Genomic DNA, 14,143 nt, shown 5'->3' with positions numbered 1-14,143 from the left:
GACCCCGGCCCCGGGTTCACTGGCCCGGAGCCCCCTCCTGGGAGGTGGTGCCAGGTACACCCCCGGCCGCCGCGAGCAGCTTCGCCTCCACCTCGGGGGCCAGGCCCACGCCCGCGCGGTCCGGCCGCTGCGGGGCCGCGCCGCCGATCCGGGTGAGCCACTCCCAGGTGTCCGCGACGGTCTCGGCGGCCGGGCGGCACACCAGCCCCGTGGCCAGCGCCCGTGACACGTCCGTGCGGTGGACCGGCGCGTACAGCTCGTCGTCCGGCGGCACCCACACCGGCAGGTGGGTCCACGGCTCCACACCGGCGTCCAGGATCACCCGCGGGTCGGTCCAGCGCAGCTCCGCGTCCGCGCCGGTGATCCGGACACATGTGTCCAGCAGTTCGCCCATGGTGGTGTGGCCGGGCGGCCCGATCAGGTCGTACGGCCCGCTCAGTTCCTGCCGTACCGCCCCGAGGAGCCAGTCCGCGAGGTCGCGCGCGTCGATGAACTGGACGGCAAGGTCGCGCGGTCCGGGTGCCAGGACCGGGCCGCCGCGGGCGATCCGGGTCAGCCACCAGGGCAGCCGGCCGACGTTCTCGTACGGGCCGAGGATCAGCCCGGCCCGGACCAGCAGGGAGCCGTCCGTGCCGAAGGACTCCACGGCCGCGAGCTCGCCGCCCCGCTTGTCCCGGGCGTAGTCCGTCGGGCCGGCGCCGGCCGAGGCGCCCTCGACCAGCCGGGCGTCCTCGGCGGCCCGCGCGGGCCAGGGCCAGGCGTACACGGACCGGCTGGAGACGTACACGTACCGCCCGGCCCGGCCGCGCAGCAGCCGGGCCGCGTCCCGCACCGCGCGCGGCGCGGCCGACCAGGTGTCGACCACCGCGTCCCAGGTGTCACCGGTCCCGGCGAGCGCGGCGAGCCCGCCGGCAGCGGTGCGGTCGCCGCGCAGCGACCGCACCCCGGCCGGGGGTTCGTGCCGGCCCCGGTGGAGGACGGTCACCTCCCAGCCGCGGTCCAGCGCCGCCTCCACGACGGACCGTCCCACGAACTCCGTACCGCCCAGCACCAGAAGTCTCATGCCGGGAAGCGTGCCGGGTGCGGCCCGGGGAGGGAAGGCCCGTCTGCCGAGGGCAGACGTGGCGGTTCAACGCCCGGTCGGCGGGGTGTACTTGTAGCCGACCCGGCGCACCGTCTGGATCGACCCGCGGTGCTGGACGCCCAGCTTGCGGCGCAGCCGGGCGATGTGGACGTCGACGGTGCGGCCGTCGCCCACGTGGCCGTAGCCCCACACCGTGGTGACCAGCTGGTCCCGGGTGTGCACCCGGTGCGGGTGCGCCACCAGGTGGGCGAGCAGTTCGAACTCCAGGTAGGTGAGGTCGAGTTCGGTGCCGTCGACGCTCGCGGTGCGCCGCACGGCGTCGATCCGCACCAGCGGGCCGGCGTCCCCCTGGGCGCCGGCGCGGCCGTCCGGCGCGGCCGCGTCCGGCACCGCGACCGGCGGGAACGGCAGCCGCTGGTCGGCCGGGACCAGCACCAGGTAGCCGACCATGGGCGGCCGGCCGGGCAGCGCGGGCAGGGTGTGCTCGGGGGCGGGCAGCCAGGTGGCGCCGGGCGGCAGCAGGTCGGCCACGTCGACGACCTCGTCCCGGTCGACGGCCCGCAGCCGGTGGCGTGCGGGGTGTGCCGGGGCCTGGGCGGTGGCGGTCAGGGCGGTGGGGGAGAGGGAACCAGGGGTCGCCATGAGAGGTCAGCTCTTTCGCGCGAGGAGTTCGTCGGGAGGTGCGGCGGCCGCGACTCGTGGTCGGGCGCGCCGGGGACGTACGTCGTTCCGCGCTGGCCGGAGGCCGGGGTACGGCTTCAGAGGGCCCGCGCGTCAGGCACGCGGCAACACACCCGGTCGAAGTCGTGGTGCTGACGGGACGGCCAGAACGGCTCCAGGTCATGGCGACCCGTCGCGATGCGGTTCTCGAAGCTGGCCATGGGCCCATTGAAGCAGACGCGGGCGCCCGGCAGGAGCCTCCTCTCACCTCTTGGACGCCTGCCCGGACACGCGGTTGACGCCGCGCCGGCCGGCCGGGCACGCCACAGGGGCGCCCGCCGTCGTGGCGGGCGCCCCTGCGGGGAAGCGGTGCGGATCAGACCTGGCCGGCCTTCTCCAGGGCGGAGCAGCAGGTGTCCACCAGCAGGCGGGTCACCACGTACGGGTCGACGTTGGCGTTCGGGCGGCGGTCCTCGATGTAGCCCTTGCGGTCCTTCTCGACCTGCCACGGGATGCGCACCGAGGCGCCGCGGTCGGAGACGCCGTAGGTGTACTTGTCCCACGGGGCGGTCTCGTGCAGGCCGGTCAGCCGCTCGTCGATGCCGGCGCCGTAGTTCTTGACGTGGTCGAGCGGCTTGGAGCCCTCGCCGAGCGACTCGCACGCGGTGATGATCGCGTCGTAGCCCTCGCGCATCGCCTTCGTGGAGAAGTTGGTGTGCGCGCCCGCCCCGTTCCAGTCGCCCTTCACCGGCTTGGGGTCCAGCGTCGCCGAGACGCCGAAGTCCTCGGCGGTGCGGTACAGCAGCCAGCGGGCCACCCACAGGTGGTCGGAGACCTCCAGCGGGGAGACCGGGCCGACCTGGAACTCCCACTGGCCGGGCATGACCTCGGCGTTGATGCCGGAGATGGCGAGCCCCGCCTTCAGGCAGTTGTCCAGGTGGGCCTCGACGACGTCCCGGCCGAAGATCTCGTCGGCGCCGACACCGCAGTAGTAGCCGCCCTGGGGGGCCGGGAAGCCGTTCTCGGGGAAGCCCAGCGGGCGGGAGCCCTCGAAGAAGGTGTACTCCTGCTCGATGCCGAAGATCGGCTCCTGCGCGGCGAACCGCTCGGCGACCTCGGCGAGCGGGGCCCGCGTGTTGGACCGGTGCGGGGTCATGTCGGTGTCGAGGACGTCGCACAGGACGAGGATGTCGTCGCCGCCGCGGATCGGGTCCGGACAGCTGAAGACCGGCCGGAGCACACGGTCCGAGGCGTGGCCCTCGGCCTGGTTGGTGGAGGAGCCGTCGAAGCCCCAGACGGGCAGCGTGCCGAGACCGCCGAAGGCACCCGTGATGATCTTCGTCTTCGAACGGAGCTTGGCCGTCGGCTCGGTGCCGTCGATCCAGATGTACTCAGCCTTGAAGGTCACGGGGCCACATCCTTAGGGGGTGTGTCGGGCGCACTCGGTGCGGGTGCTGCGGCTGCGGCACCGGGGCACCGCTCGATCTGCCGCGCAGCCTGTCAACAGGCCGTTTCCCGGCCATTGCCCGAATGTGAACCCCGTGTTACCTGGGGCTCGAGTGCCGCGACTCACACGGTGAGGCGCACCGGGCCGACGGGAACCGGGCCCGCGTGCACCGGGCCGACGGGAACCGGTGCGAGGCCGGGGCCGGCGACCGCCACCCCCGCACGGTCGCCAGCCCCGGCCGGGCACGCCGCCTGTTCCTCCTGACCCCGGCGCACCTCGTCGCCGGGGCCGAGGCGGCGTGCCCGCACCGTGCCCTGCCGGTCCGGCCCGGTCTCACCCCACCTTCTCGATGACGGCCCGGCGGATCAGGAACTTGCCCGGTTCGCGGACCTGCTCGAAGGCGGCGTTGTTGAGCAGCACGCAACTGCCGGACACCGAGGTGACCTTCACGGTCGTGGACTTGTTGTTGTCCAGGTTGGTGACCTTCAGCGTCGTCCCCGCCGGGAACTGGTTGCTGGAGGCGGCCGGGGCGCCGGCCTCGCCGGAGAGCGTGACCGTGGAGCCCTTGCAGACCTGCTGGCCGGAGGCCGCGGCGCCGCCGCCGGCGTTCCCCGCGTTCCCGGCGTTCCCGGCCTGCTGGCCGCCCGCCTGCTGGCCGCCCGCCTGCTGGCCGCCCGCCTGCTGGTTGCCCTGGGCGTTGCCGTTGGCGTTGCCCTTGCCGGCGTTGCCCTGCTGGTTCGCGTTGCCCTGCTGGCCGTTGCCGTTCTGCGTCTGCTGGGAGCCCTGAGCCGACTCCCCAACCGTGCATCCGGCGGCCTTCTGCTGGACCTCGATCTGCTTGATGACCGCCTCGCGGTTGGCGATCCGGGCCGCCGACTGCGCGTCCGGGTTCGCCTTCTGGTCCGCGATGAACCGGTCGTTGTTGCCATGGGCCGTGGCCAGCCCCTGGCAGACGGTCGAGTCCCCGGCGGACAGGGTCCGGGCGTTCTGCGGCTGTGCGGCGTTCGAGGTCGTCGCCAGCGCGAAGGCCCCGCCGCCCGCCACCGCCGCGGCACTGACGAGCAGCGCGATCTTCTTCTTCGTGCCGAGAGTTCTCCTGCGCGACATGCGCGCCTCCTGAAGAGGTAGGGGAGCGTACGCCGCTATGTACGAGATCCCGAACGTCGTTACTCAGCGGTCACGGGAGTGATCGAAGTAACGTGCGTCACAAGGGGAGTTGAACCTCGCTCAGCTCTTGCCCCGGGAGAGCGCGTCCTGGACGGCCTCGTCGGTCCTGGCCACCAGGGCGGTGCCGTCGTCGGCGGTGATGATGGGCCGCTGGATGAGCTTCGGGTGCTCGGCGAGCGCGGTGATCCAGCGGTCCCGGGCGCTCTCGTCGCGCGCCCAGTCCCGCAGGCCCAGCTCCTTGGCGGCCGCCTCCTGGGTGCGGGTGATGTCCCAGGGTTCGAGCCCGAGCCGGTCGAGCACGGCCCTGATCTCGTCCTCGCCCGGCACGTCCTCCAGGTAGCGGCGCACGGTGTAGTCCGCCCCCTCGGCGTCGAGCAGGGTGAGCGCGCTGCGGCACTTGGAGCAGGCCGGGTTGATCCAGATTTCCATGCCGCACACGGTACGCGAAACCCGTTCTCCACCTGCGTCACGGCAGCCCCGAAAGCCCTTGTGGCCAGGGGCTTTTGTCAGTGGTGGGTCGTAGAATAGAAGCAGTGTTCGAGGACATCGCCGGGGCCTTCCGGGGGTGTCCTGACCGCGACAGGAGGATGCCCGTGCCCGCTGCCGCCCTGACGACCAAGCCGCTGCCGACCCAGTCCACCGCCAAGCGTCCCGTCCGGCTCGACTCGCCCTACGCGCCGGCGGAGAAGTCCCCGCTGCCGGCCGGCCGGCCGCGCGAGTGGTACGTGACGCACAACCGGCGCCTGAAGGCCATGCGCCTCGCGATCGCCCTGCTCGACTCCGGCGTCTACCTGCCGGCCCAGGCCCGCGACGAGACGATCCGCAGCACGGCGGAGCGGCTCGGCATCCACCCGCCGTCGGCCACGACGTGCCACATGGTGCGGGCGTTCATGCGCTACTCCCGCTGAACCGGGAGGACCGGGTGCCCCGTACCGGTGCGGGGCACCCGTTTCCGCCCGCGGACGTTCCTCACGCGGACAGCGTGCGTTCCAGCGGTGTGCGGAACCGGGGTGTCACCCTCGTCGTCCCCAGCCACGCCCGCAGCCGTTCCGCCCGCGCCGCCACCGCGGCCTCCGCCTCCCGGGCCACACCGCCCCCGGGGATCCGCCAGACGATCTCGCCGTCCGGCCGCTGCGCCCAGCCGCCCACCACCCGGCCGTCCCACCACACCGTCGGGCCCACGTTGCCGCTGCGGTCGAACAGCAGCGGGCGCAGCTCCGGGTCCAGGTACCAGTCGCGCCCCTGCCAGCCCATCGCCGTCGGATCGAGGGCGGGCAGCAGGGCGGCCCACGGCTCCCCGGACGGCTCGACCGGGTCCTCGTCACCGGCGGCGACATGCCCCGTGCCCTCGTCCAGGGACACCTCCCGCGCCCCGATCGCCGCCAGCGCCCGGCGGACCTCCGTCACCCGCCAGCCGGTCCACCACTTCAGGTCCGCCTCGGTCGCCGGGCCGCACGCCCGCAGCCACCGCTCCAGCAGGGCCGACTGCGCCCCGGCCACGTCGAGTTCCGGATGCTCGGGGGCGGGCGCCCAGCGGAACCGGCTCGACGTCCAGGAGCCGAGCGGGCGGCCGCGGACCACCTTCCCCTCGACGCCGAGCACGCGCAGCAGCCGGGAGGAGACCGTGTGGACACCCTCGTAGCTCTTGCCCGGCGCGTACACGAACCGCTCGCGCAGCCGCGGTTCGTCCGCCGTCAGCTCCGCCGCGGTCGCCTGGCCGCGCCGGGCCAGCGCGGCCAGCGTGGCCGCCTCGACCTCCGCGAGCCAGGCCGCGTCCGGCGCGCCGGCCCCGGCCATGTCCTTGAGCAGCGACGCGCGTTCCCGGGCCGCCACCGCGAGGCCCGTCGAGGCGTGCACGACGGCCGTCAGGGCGGCGGGGAACACGAACACCGTGTGCCGCATGCCGTGCATCCTGACCAGCGTGCGGTCCTCGTACAGCGCCCGCTCCGTCGCGGCCACCGCCTTCGCCGGGTCGGCCAGCCGGGCGGCCACCGCCAGGTACACCGTCGCCGGGTCCGAGCCGTGCAGGGCCACCAGCGAGTCCGCGACCTCCTCCGGGGCCGTCGCCCGCGCCGAGGGGGCGAGGCGGTGGCGCAGGGCCAGCCGGGCCCGCCGCTCCGCCACACCGATGTGCCGCCGTCCGTCCGCCATGCCGACCTCCGTCGCTCACCCTGCCCACCGCGCAGCATCGCAGACACCACCGACAGCCCCTCCCGTCACCCGTTCGCCGTCCTCCGGGTGCGGGGGGCCGCCCCACCGGACTTCACTGCCAGCAGGACCAGCAGGAGGTGACGGCAGACGCGGAGAGCCGCGGCACCGCGGAACCGCAGAAGGAGGCCGCCCCATGAGCAGCGCCCCATGAGCACCCCCACGGACCGCGCCCGGCGCGGCACGCCCGAGGACCGCGCCCGGCACGGCCGGGCGGCCCGCAAGGACGTGCCCCGCTCCGCGCACGCCCTCTGGCTGCCCCCCGCCGACCGGCCCGACCCCGTCGCCACGCTGGAACGGCAGGACCGGGACCGGCTGCCGGAGCTGCGGCCGGTCAGGTACGGGCGGATGACCGCCTCGCCGCTGTCGTTCCTGCGCGGCGCCGCCGCCGTGATGGCCGCCGACCTGGCCGCCCAGCCGCACACGGGGCTCGCCGTGCAGCTGTGCGGCGACGCGCACCTGCTCAACTTCGGCCTGCACAGCTCCCCGGAACGCGCCCTGCTGCTCGACCTCCGCGACTTCGACGAGACCTTCCCCGGCCCCTTCGAGTGGGACGTCAAACGCCTCGCGGCCAGCGTCGCCGTGGCCGCCCTGGAGAACGGGCACGCCCGCGCGCGGGCCCGTGAGGCGGCCCGGGCGGCCGTCACCGGCTACCGCACCGCCATGCGCCGGCTGGCCGGGCTCGGGGAGCTGGCCGTCTGGTACGACCGGGTCGACGCGGGAAGCCTGCTGCCCCTGGTCCGCTCCGCGGGCCGCCGGCACGGCATGAACTCCAGTCTCACCCGGGCCCGCCGCCGGACCAGCCTCCCGGCGCTGGGCAGGCTGACGGAGGTGGTCGACGGGCGGCTGCGGATCGTCCACGACCCGCCGCTCCTGGAACCGGCGGGACCCGCGGACATGGCCACTCTGCGCAAGACCTTCAGCGACTACCGGTCCACGCTCACCGAGGAGCGCCGCCACCTCCTCGACCGCTACCGCTTCGTGGACGCCGCCCGCAAGGTCGTCGGGGTCGGCGGTGTCGGCATGCGCTGCTTCGTGGTCCTGCTCGCCGGACGGGACGCCGACGACCCGCTCTTCCTGCAGATCAAGGAGGCGCGGACCTCGGTCCTCGAGGCGCACCTGCCGAACGGGCCGTACGTCCACCCCGGGCACCGGGTGGTCTCCGGACAGCGCCTGCTCCAGGCCGCCCCCGACCTCTTCCTCGGCTGGATGAGCGGGCCGCAGGGCCGCGCCTTCTACTGGCGCCGACTGCACGACACGAAGGACTGCGTCGAGGTCGCCGGCCTCGGCCCGGCCGCTCTGCTCGGCTACGCCCGGCTGTGCGGCACCGTTCTGGCCCGGGCCCACGCCCGTTCCGGCGACCGCATCGCCATCGCCGCCTACCTCGGCGGCTCCGGCGGATTCGACCGCGCCGTGGCCGAGTTCGCCCTGACCTACGCCGACCTGACCGCCGCCGACCACGCCGGCCTCGGCGCGGCCGTCGCCGCGGGCGTCGTGACGGCGGAACCCGGCGTGTGACCCCGCACGGACGGGCCGGGCCTCTAGGCCGCGCCGGGTGCCGGTGCGCCGAGCAGCGCGGTGACGAAGGTGCGCCGGTCCTCCGGGTGGTCGTGGAACCACTGGCCCAGCCGGTGCCCGGCGTCCGGGAACTCCAGGTGGGTGAACCGGGCACGGGTCGCGAGCGCGTCCCGCACCGCGTCCGTCACCTCCGGCGGGATGACGGCGTCCGTGCCCGGCACCGCCAGCACCGCCCGGCCCTCGTACGACCGCAGGGCCGTCAGCGCGGGCGAGTCCCGCCAGCGGTCCGGCGTGCGGATGATCTCGCTGAACCGCCCGTCGCCCGTGCCGAAGGGCTCCGCCCAGGCCGCGGACGCGTACACGGCCGGTGCGCACAGGCCGACGGCCGTCACCCGGCGCCCGTAGTGGCGCACCAGGTCCGCGACCGTCTGCCCGCTCATGCTGAACCCCACCAGCACCAGCGGGCCGGGGGCCGGGGCGTGCGCGTCCAGCACCGCGACCGCCTGCTCGAACCGCCGCCGCAGACTCAGCTCCGCGAGCGCGCCGGTGCTCCCGCCGTGCCCCGAGAAGTCGAAGGCCAGCCCGCGGCCGCCGTGCGCCGCGACGTCGGCGAGCAGCGGCAGCAGCCGCTCCTTGCAGCCGTTGCCCGCGCCGTGCAGCAGGACCACGGTCGGCCGCCCGGCGGGACCGGCGCTCACCGCGCTGAGCCGTTCACCGTCATGTGCGTGGGTGAATTCCCTGGTGGGGTACGGAGGTTCGCTCATGCGCCCATTCACCCACAGCCGCCGGACCGGGGGGCCGGACCGGGAGGCCGCGCAGGCTGCCGCGCCGGTCACAGGCCGGGGGCGCCCCACACCGGGAACCAGCGGCTCAGGTCCTGCTCGGTCCTGAGATCGCTCGCGAGGGCCGCCTTCACCTGGAGCTCCAGGGCGCTGTCCCGGCGCTCGGCGGCGCCGGGCAGGGGCGCGAAGGGGTAGAACGTGCCGCGCTTGTACAGGTAGACCAGGCCCAGGCGGCGGCCGCGCTCGTCCTCGAAGGCGGCGAGCGAGCAGAGGAGCTGCGGCCCGAAGCCGTTGATCTCCATCGAGCTGTTCACCGCGTGCAGGTCGTTGACGAGCTGCGGCAGCTGGCCGGGGGAGCGCCGGGAGACCAGCCAGGAGTAGCCGTAGCCGTCCTGCGTCAGCTCCACCGGGGGACCGGTGCGGTCGGCGTCCGCGTCGAGCAGGGCCTGCACCTCCCGGTGGGTCTGCTCGAAGGCAGCGCCCTCGACCGTCGCGAAGCACACCGCGCCCACGCCGGTCGGGGTGAACCCGGCCGCCGCCTCCAGGGTCACCGCCGCCGCGGGCAGTGCGAACAGCTGGTCCAGGTCCGGCGCGACCGGCCTGGTACGGCCGAGGAGGATGTCCAGCAGCCCCATCCTCAGCCCGCCTTCCCGGGCGCGGCCGCCTCGCCCAGCTCCGCGGAGATCCGCCCGAGCTGGTCGAGCCGCTGCTCCAGGGTGGGGTGGGTGGAGAAGAAGCGCTCGATGCCGGGCTCCTTGCCGGTCGCCGGGGTGAAGTAGAAGGCGTTGAACGCCTGCGCGGTGCGCAGGTCCTCGGTCGGGATCCGGGCGATGTCCCCGGAGACCTTGGTGAGCGCCGACGCCAGCGCCGAGGGCCGGCCGGTCAGGTGCGCGGCCGCCCGGTCCGCCGCCAGCTCCCGGTACCGGGACAGGGCGCGGATCAGCAGGAAGCTGATCGCGTACACGGCCGCGGAGACGCCGATGACGGTGACGAAGACGACGGCGGTGTTCTGGTCCCTGCGGCCGCCGCCGAACAGCTGCGAGTAGAAGGCGAACCGTACGATCAGGCCCGCGATCACGCCGAGGAACGAGGCGATGGTGATCACGGCGACGTCCTTGTGCGCCACGTGCGACAACTCGTGGGCGAGCACACCCTCCAGCTCGGCGGGCTCCAGGCGGCGCAGCAGGCCCGTGGTCACGCAGACCACGGCGTGGTCGGGATTGCGCCCGGTCGCGAACGCGTTGGGCATGCCCATGTCGGACACGGCGACCACCGGCTTGGGCATGTCGGCGATCGCGCACAGCCGGTCGACCACCGCGTGCAGCTCGGGATACTCCTCGCGCTCCACGACCCGCCCGCGCATGGCGAACATGGCGATCCGGTCGGAGTACCAGAACTGGGCCACGAACATCGCCCCGACCAGCACCACGACCAGCAGCCAGGACTTCAGCAGCACGATCAGCGCGGCGACGAAGGCCACGTACAGAAGCCCGAGCAGGAACAGCGTGACCGTCATCCGCACGGTCAGACGCCGGTCGCTCCGGAAGCGGCTCCGCATGGTGCATCACCCCGCAGTCAGGCACTCGTCCCGACTCCAGTGTGCACCTGCCCCATGCCATGAGGTGGTCCCGAACGGCCCTAGGAGCGGCAAAAGCTCCCGGTGAGCGGCCCGCGCCGCCGCACGGCACTCCGCGGGTGCGGCGGCCCGGGGGTCTCCTGGACGGGCCGGCGGGAAGGGCTCAGTAGGGCGAGTGCAGCTGGGCGTAGCCCAGCAGGACTATCACCGCGGCCACGCAGCCGAGGACGACGGCCGTGGACACCCACGACGACCGCCGCGCCCGCACCGGGTCCGGGTCGGCCCGGAACGGCGCCGGGTCCGGCGGGTTCTCCTTCCAGCGGGCGGCGAGCATCCGGGCCCGGGCGGAGGGCTCCTTGTGCTCGGCGGAGTTCGCCCACCTGTGGTCGAACTCGCGCTCCCAGTCGTCCTGTTCTGTCATCCCCGTTGAACCTCTCTCGTCAGGCGGCGCCAGGAGGATGATCCCCCGAGAGTAGGAAGCCTGGGAAGCGGCGGTGGTTGCCCGAGATGCTGGGGGGTGGCCCGGCGGTTATCGTTTACGAGTGAGAGCCGCACCGCGGGGTGCCCGAAGTCGTCTGCCCTGCTTCTCACACTCGTGCGGCACCCCTACGACCGCGCCGGACTCTTCACTCCGAGGTCGCGGCCATCCGTCTCGTGCCCGGAAAGCCGCACGAGGGGTGGAAGGAAGGTGGATCCATGAATGCACACCGCGCGAAGCGTCTTGCCGCGCTGTCCGCCGTCGGCGTCCTGATGGCCGGCGGAGCCGCGATCGGTACGGCAGGTGCCGCATCGGCGGCGACCCCGAGCCAGGTGCACACGGGCGGGGGCTGCTACTACAACGACTGGTGGGGCGGCAACTGCTTCAACCGCAACGACTTCTTCCGCAACAACTTCAACGGCTTCAACAACGGCTTCAGCAGCGTGCCCGTCGTGGTGGTCGTGGTGTCCTGACCCCGGTCGGTACCGCGCACGGCGGAGGGCCGTCACCCGGAAATTCGCTCCCGGGTGGCGGCCCTCGGCGTCACCGGCGTCAGCCACCGCCTCAACAGCCGCGGGCGGTCTCCGGGGCGGCGCTCCCGCCGAGGGTGTCGACGTCGGCCTTGACCACGTACACCTCCCAGGGCTCCCTGCCGGGGCCGTGCACCCAGACCTTGTCCTGGAGGGCGTAGCAGCAGGAGGTGTCGTTCTCCTCGAAGGTGGCCAGTCCCGCGTCCTTCAGCCTTCCGGCTGCGGCACCGACCTGCTCGGTGGACTCGACCTCGACGCCGAGGTGGTCGAGGCGGGTCTCCTCGCCGGGCTCGCCCTCGATGAGCACGAGCTTGAGCGGGGGCTCGGCGAGGGCGAAGTTGGCGTAGCCCGCGCGCCGCTTGGCCGGTTCGGCGCCGAACAGCTTCGAGTAGAAGGTGACCGAGGCTTCCAGGTCACTGACGCGCAGGGCGAGCTGGGCACGGGGCATGACACGACTCCATCGGTGTGCGCCGTCGGGGGGTGAACGGCTTGGATTGATGACTGTCGATGCAAGGTTGCGCCCTGGATCGACGGGCGTCAACATAGACGCATGTCGAAGCAAGAACTCGTGGTGCTCGGGCGGGGTGACGAGGGCGGCGCCTGCTGTCCCGGGCTGGCCACCGCACCGCTGGACGAGGACCGGGCGGCGGAGCTGGCGAAGCCGTTCAAGGCGCTGGGCGACCCCGTCCGGCTGCGCCTGCTGTCGATGATCGCCTCGCGGGCGGGCGGCGAGGTCTGCGTCTGCGACCTGACCCCGGCCTTCGACCTGTCGCAGCCGACGATCTCGCACCACCTCAAGCTGCTGCGCCAGGCCGGCCTGATCGACTGCGAGCGGCGCGGCACGTGGGTCTACTACCGGGCCCTGCCCGCCACTCTCGACCGGCTCGCCGCCGTCCTGACGACGCCCCGGACGACCGAGGCCACGACCGAGGCCACCGCGTGACCGCCCCGCTGCCGCGCCGGGCCCTCGCCGAAGCCGTGGGGACCGCCGCCCTGGTCGCCGTGGTCGTCGGCTCCGGGATCCAGGCCACCGAGCTGTCCCATGACATCGGCGTGCGACTGCTGGCCAACTCGCTGGCCACCGTCTTCGGCCTGGGCGTGCTCATCGCCCTGCTCGGGCCGGTCTCGGGCGCGCACTTCAACCCGGTCGTCACCCTCGCGGCCTGGCTCACCGGCCGTCGCAGGGGGGACGGGCCGACCGCGCGGGACGTCGCCGCCTATCTCCCGGCCCAGACGGCGGGCGCCGTCGCCGGTGCCGTCCTGGCCGACGCCATGTTCGGCAGGCCGCTCGTGCACTGGTCCACACACGACCGCTCCGCCGGTCACCTGTGGCTGGGGGAGATGGTCGCGACCGCCGGGCTCGTCCTGCTGGTCTTCGGACTGACTCGTACGGGACGGGCCCACCTCGGCCCCGTGGCGGTGGCTTCCTACCTCGGCGCCGCCTACTGGTTCACGTCCTCCACCTCGTTCGCCAACCCGGCCGTCACCATCGGCCGCGCCTTCACGGACACCTTCGCCGGCATCGCCCCCGCCTCGCTCGGCCCGTTCGTCGCGGCCCAACTGGTCGGCGGCGCGCTCGGACTGGGCCTGGTCCTCGCGGTGTTCGGGCGCCCGGCCCCCGCACCCGACGGTGCCGCGCCGCTTCCGGGCGAACCCGAACTCGCCGCCCCCGCACTTCCCTGACCAGCCCGCTCCCGAGAAGGACACCCGAGATGAACACCCCCGCCGAGCGTCCGTCCGTGCTCTTCGTCTGCGTCCACAACGCCGGGCGTTCCCAGATGGCCGCGGCCTTCCTCACCCACCTCGCGGGCGAGCGCGTACAGGTGCGCTCGGCCGGGTCCGCGCCCGCGAGCACGGTCAACCCGGCCGTCGTCGAAGCCATGGCGGAGGCGGGCGTCGACATCTCCGCCGAGGTGCCCAAGGTGCTCACCACTGAAGCCGTCCAGGCATCCGACGTGGTCGTCACGATGGGCTGCGGCGACACCTGCCCGGTCTTCCCGGGCAAGCGCTACCTCGACTGGACGCTCCCCGACCCGGCCGGGCAGGGGGGCGCCGCCGTCCGCCCCATCCGCGACGAGATCGCCGAGCGCGTCCGCGGCCTGCTCGCGGAGATCGCCCCCGGGAGCCGGGCATGAGCGAGGCGGACGGGAACGGGGCGGACGCGAACGAGCCGGGCGGGAGCGGGGCGTACGGGGTGCGGGTCGTGCCCATGGAGGCCGGCCACGCCGACGGGGTCCTCGCGGTCTACCGGCTCGGGATCGACGAGGGCAACGCCACGTTCGAGACGGCGGCGCCCGGCTGGGAGCGGTTCGACGCCGCCAAGCTGCCGGGGCACCGGTACGTCGCCGTGGACGAGACCGGCAGGGTGCTGGGCTGGGTCGCGGCCGCGCCGGTGTCCGACCGCTGCGCCTACGCCGGTGTGGTCGAGCACTCGGTGTACGTCCACCCCGACGCCCGCGGCCGGGGAACCGGCCTGGTCCTGCTGCGCGCGCTGATCGCCTCGACCGAGGCGGCGGGCATCTGGACCATCCAGTCCGGCGTCTTCCCCGAGAACACCGGCAGCCTCGCCCTCCACCGCAAGGCGGGCTTCCGCGTCATCGGCACCCGCGAACGCATCGGCCGCCACCACGGGGTATGGCGCGACGTCGTACTGATCGAACGACGCAGCCCAGCGATCGCCTAGCCGGACCACC

The 14,143-nt window shown here is 74.0% G+C and carries 19 protein-coding genes; 7 read left to right on the top strand and 12 right to left on the bottom strand.

The window, feature by feature from the left end; translation table 11 throughout:
• Positions 1-16: 16 nt before the first annotated feature.
• From B446_RS11565 to B446_RS11540, 6 genes are all read right to left on the bottom strand, one after another.
• On the bottom strand, positions 17-1,063 hold the full coding sequence (locus B446_RS11565; RefSeq protein WP_193384445.1) for an NAD-dependent epimerase/dehydratase family protein: 1,047 nt from the start codon (positions 1,061-1,063) through the stop codon (positions 17-19).
• Between the two features lie 66 nt (positions 1,064-1,129).
• Positions 1,130-1,726 carry a winged helix-turn-helix domain-containing protein gene (locus B446_RS11560; RefSeq protein WP_020939617.1) on the bottom strand — a complete coding sequence of 199 codons (597 nt, stop codon included), beginning with the start codon at positions 1,724-1,726 and terminating at the stop codon, positions 1,130-1,132.
• A 116-nt stretch (positions 1,727-1,842) separates the two neighbouring features.
• Positions 1,843-1,965 (bottom strand): hypothetical protein, encoded by a 123-nt coding sequence (locus B446_RS40745; protein WP_268825365.1) that lies wholly within the window; start codon positions 1,963-1,965, stop codon positions 1,843-1,845.
• Between the two features lie 155 nt (positions 1,966-2,120).
• A complete protein-coding gene (glnII, locus tag B446_RS11555; protein ID WP_020939616.1) occupies positions 2,121-3,152 on the bottom strand; it encodes a glutamine synthetase in 1,032 nt (343 codons plus the stop codon).
• Between the two features lie 372 nt (positions 3,153-3,524).
• Positions 3,525-4,298 carry a hypothetical protein gene (locus B446_RS11545; protein WP_020939614.1) on the bottom strand — a complete coding sequence of 258 codons (774 nt, stop codon included), beginning with the start codon at positions 4,296-4,298 and terminating at the stop codon, positions 3,525-3,527.
• Positions 4,299-4,418: 120 nt separating this feature from the next.
• Positions 4,419-4,787 (bottom strand): arsenate reductase family protein, encoded by a 369-nt coding sequence (locus B446_RS11540; RefSeq protein WP_020939613.1) that lies wholly within the window; start codon positions 4,785-4,787, stop codon positions 4,419-4,421.
• Between the two features lie 164 nt (positions 4,788-4,951).
• Here B446_RS11540 and B446_RS11535 point away from each other — a divergent pair, with 164 nt between their 5' ends.
• A complete protein-coding gene (locus B446_RS11535) occupies positions 4,952-5,266 on the top strand; it encodes a hypothetical protein (protein WP_043478040.1) in 315 nt (104 codons plus the stop codon).
• A gap of 61 nt (positions 5,267-5,327) precedes the next feature.
• Here the strand turns inward: B446_RS11535 and B446_RS11530 are convergent, their stop codons facing one another.
• Positions 5,328-6,509: a winged helix DNA-binding domain-containing protein gene (locus B446_RS11530; protein ID WP_020939611.1), complete on the bottom strand. Its 1,182-nt coding sequence runs from the start codon at positions 6,507-6,509 to the stop codon at positions 5,328-5,330.
• 207 nt (positions 6,510-6,716) lie between these two features.
• On the opposite strand from B446_RS11530, the gene B446_RS11525 reads away from it, so the two are divergent.
• A complete protein-coding gene (locus B446_RS11525) occupies positions 6,717-8,084 on the top strand; it encodes a DUF2252 domain-containing protein (protein WP_020939610.1) in 1,368 nt (455 codons plus the stop codon).
• Positions 8,085-8,107: 23 nt separating this feature from the next.
• On the opposite strand, the gene B446_RS11520 is transcribed toward B446_RS11525, so the two are convergent.
• The 4 genes from B446_RS11520 to B446_RS11505 all read right to left on the bottom strand — a co-directional run bounded on the left by B446_RS11520 (position 8,108) and on the right by B446_RS11505 (position 10,863).
• On the bottom strand, positions 8,108-8,848 hold the full coding sequence (locus B446_RS11520; protein ID WP_020939609.1) for an alpha/beta fold hydrolase: 741 nt from the start codon (positions 8,846-8,848) through the stop codon (positions 8,108-8,110).
• A gap of 68 nt (positions 8,849-8,916) precedes the next feature.
• The gene (gene pspAB, locus B446_RS11515) at positions 8,917-9,501 is read right to left on the bottom strand and encodes a PspA-associated protein PspAB (RefSeq protein WP_020939608.1); all 585 of its coding nucleotides are present in this window, start codon (positions 9,499-9,501) and stop codon (positions 8,917-8,919) included.
• A gap of 2 nt (positions 9,502-9,503) precedes the next feature.
• The gene (gene htpX / locus B446_RS11510) at positions 9,504-10,424 is read right to left on the bottom strand and encodes a zinc metalloprotease HtpX (RefSeq protein WP_020939607.1); all 921 of its coding nucleotides are present in this window, start codon (positions 10,422-10,424) and stop codon (positions 9,504-9,506) included.
• A gap of 181 nt (positions 10,425-10,605) precedes the next feature.
• A complete protein-coding gene (locus B446_RS11505; protein WP_020939606.1) occupies positions 10,606-10,863 on the bottom strand; it encodes a hypothetical protein in 258 nt (85 codons plus the stop codon).
• 275 nt (positions 10,864-11,138) lie between these two features.
• Between B446_RS11505 and B446_RS11500 the strand changes: the two genes are divergently transcribed.
• On the top strand, positions 11,139-11,393 hold the full coding sequence (locus tag B446_RS11500) for a hypothetical protein (protein WP_020939605.1): 255 nt from the start codon (positions 11,139-11,141) through the stop codon (positions 11,391-11,393).
• 91 nt (positions 11,394-11,484) lie between these two features.
• Here B446_RS11500 and B446_RS11495 read toward each other — a convergent pair whose 3' ends face one another.
• Positions 11,485-11,898, bottom strand: a complete 414-nt coding sequence (locus tag B446_RS11495; protein WP_020939604.1) for an ArsI/CadI family heavy metal resistance metalloenzyme — start codon at positions 11,896-11,898, stop codon at positions 11,485-11,487.
• Between the two features lie 102 nt (positions 11,899-12,000).
• Between B446_RS11495 and B446_RS11490 the strand changes: the two genes are divergently transcribed.
• The 4 genes from B446_RS11490 (at position 12,001) to B446_RS11475 (ending at position 14,133) form a co-directional block, all read left to right on the top strand.
• Entirely contained in the window at positions 12,001-12,393 is a 393-nt protein-coding gene (locus B446_RS11490; protein WP_043475353.1) for an ArsR/SmtB family transcription factor, read from the top strand.
• Positions 12,390-13,133, top strand: coding sequence for an aquaporin (locus B446_RS11485; RefSeq protein WP_020939602.1), 744 nt, complete (start codon positions 12,390-12,392; stop codon positions 13,131-13,133). Before B446_RS11490 ends, B446_RS11485 begins: the two co-directional genes overlap by 4 nt.
• A 29-nt stretch (positions 13,134-13,162) precedes the next feature.
• Positions 13,163-13,585, top strand: coding sequence for an arsenate reductase ArsC (locus tag B446_RS11480; protein WP_020939601.1), 423 nt, complete (start codon positions 13,163-13,165; stop codon positions 13,583-13,585).
• Between the two features lie 74 nt (positions 13,586-13,659).
• On the top strand, positions 13,660-14,133 hold the full coding sequence (locus tag B446_RS11475) for a GNAT family N-acetyltransferase (RefSeq protein ID WP_043478039.1): 474 nt from the start codon (positions 13,660-13,662) through the stop codon (positions 14,131-14,133).
• Positions 14,134-14,143: the final 10 nt, after the last annotated feature.

Source organism: Streptomyces collinus Tu 365 (assembly GCF_000444875.1).
Taxonomy (GTDB): domain Bacteria; phylum Actinomycetota; class Actinomycetes; order Streptomycetales; family Streptomycetaceae; genus Streptomyces; species Streptomyces collinus_A.
The sequence above is the reverse complement of the archived record's forward strand: the minus strand, read 5'-3'. Positions and strand labels throughout refer to the sequence as shown.

Coding starts and splice junctions, on each gene's coding strand:
- B446_RS11520 (WP_020939609.1), bottom strand. CDS start 8,848: ATGAGCGAACCTCCGTACCCCACCAGGGAATTCACCCACGCACATGAC.
- B446_RS40745 (WP_268825365.1), bottom strand. CDS start 1,965: ATGGCCAGCTTCGAGAACCGCATCGCGACGGGTCGCCATGACCTGGAG.
- B446_RS11480 (WP_020939601.1), top strand. CDS start 13,163: ATGAACACCCCCGCCGAGCGTCCGTCCGTGCTCTTCGTCTGCGTCCAC.
- B446_RS11540 (WP_020939613.1), bottom strand. CDS start 4,787: ATGGAAATCTGGATCAACCCGGCCTGCTCCAAGTGCCGCAGCGCGCTC.
- B446_RS11565 (WP_193384445.1), bottom strand. CDS start 1,063: ATGAGACTTCTGGTGCTGGGCGGTACGGAGTTCGTGGGACGGTCCGTC.
- B446_RS11495 (WP_020939604.1), bottom strand. CDS start 11,898: ATGCCCCGTGCCCAGCTCGCCCTGCGCGTCAGTGACCTGGAAGCCTCG.
- B446_RS11490 (WP_043475353.1), top strand. CDS start 12,001: ATGTCGAAGCAAGAACTCGTGGTGCTCGGGCGGGGTGACGAGGGCGGC.
- B446_RS11475 (WP_043478039.1), top strand. CDS start 13,660: ATGGAGGCCGGCCACGCCGACGGGGTCCTCGCGGTCTACCGGCTCGGG.
- B446_RS11545 (WP_020939614.1), bottom strand. CDS start 4,298: ATGTCGCGCAGGAGAACTCTCGGCACGAAGAAGAAGATCGCGCTGCTC.
- pspAB (WP_020939608.1), bottom strand. CDS start 9,501: ATGGGGCTGCTGGACATCCTCCTCGGCCGTACCAGGCCGGTCGCGCCG.
- B446_RS11530 (WP_020939611.1), bottom strand. CDS start 6,509: ATGGCGGACGGACGGCGGCACATCGGTGTGGCGGAGCGGCGGGCCCGG.
- B446_RS11560 (WP_020939617.1), bottom strand. CDS start 1,726: ATGGCGACCCCTGGTTCCCTCTCCCCCACCGCCCTGACCGCCACCGCC.
- B446_RS11500 (WP_020939605.1), top strand. CDS start 11,139: ATGAATGCACACCGCGCGAAGCGTCTTGCCGCGCTGTCCGCCGTCGGC.
- B446_RS11505 (WP_020939606.1), bottom strand. CDS start 10,863: ATGACAGAACAGGACGACTGGGAGCGCGAGTTCGACCACAGGTGGGCG.
- B446_RS11525 (WP_020939610.1), top strand. CDS start 6,717: ATGAGCACCCCCACGGACCGCGCCCGGCGCGGCACGCCCGAGGACCGC.
- htpX (WP_020939607.1), bottom strand. CDS start 10,424: ATGCGGAGCCGCTTCCGGAGCGACCGGCGTCTGACCGTGCGGATGACG.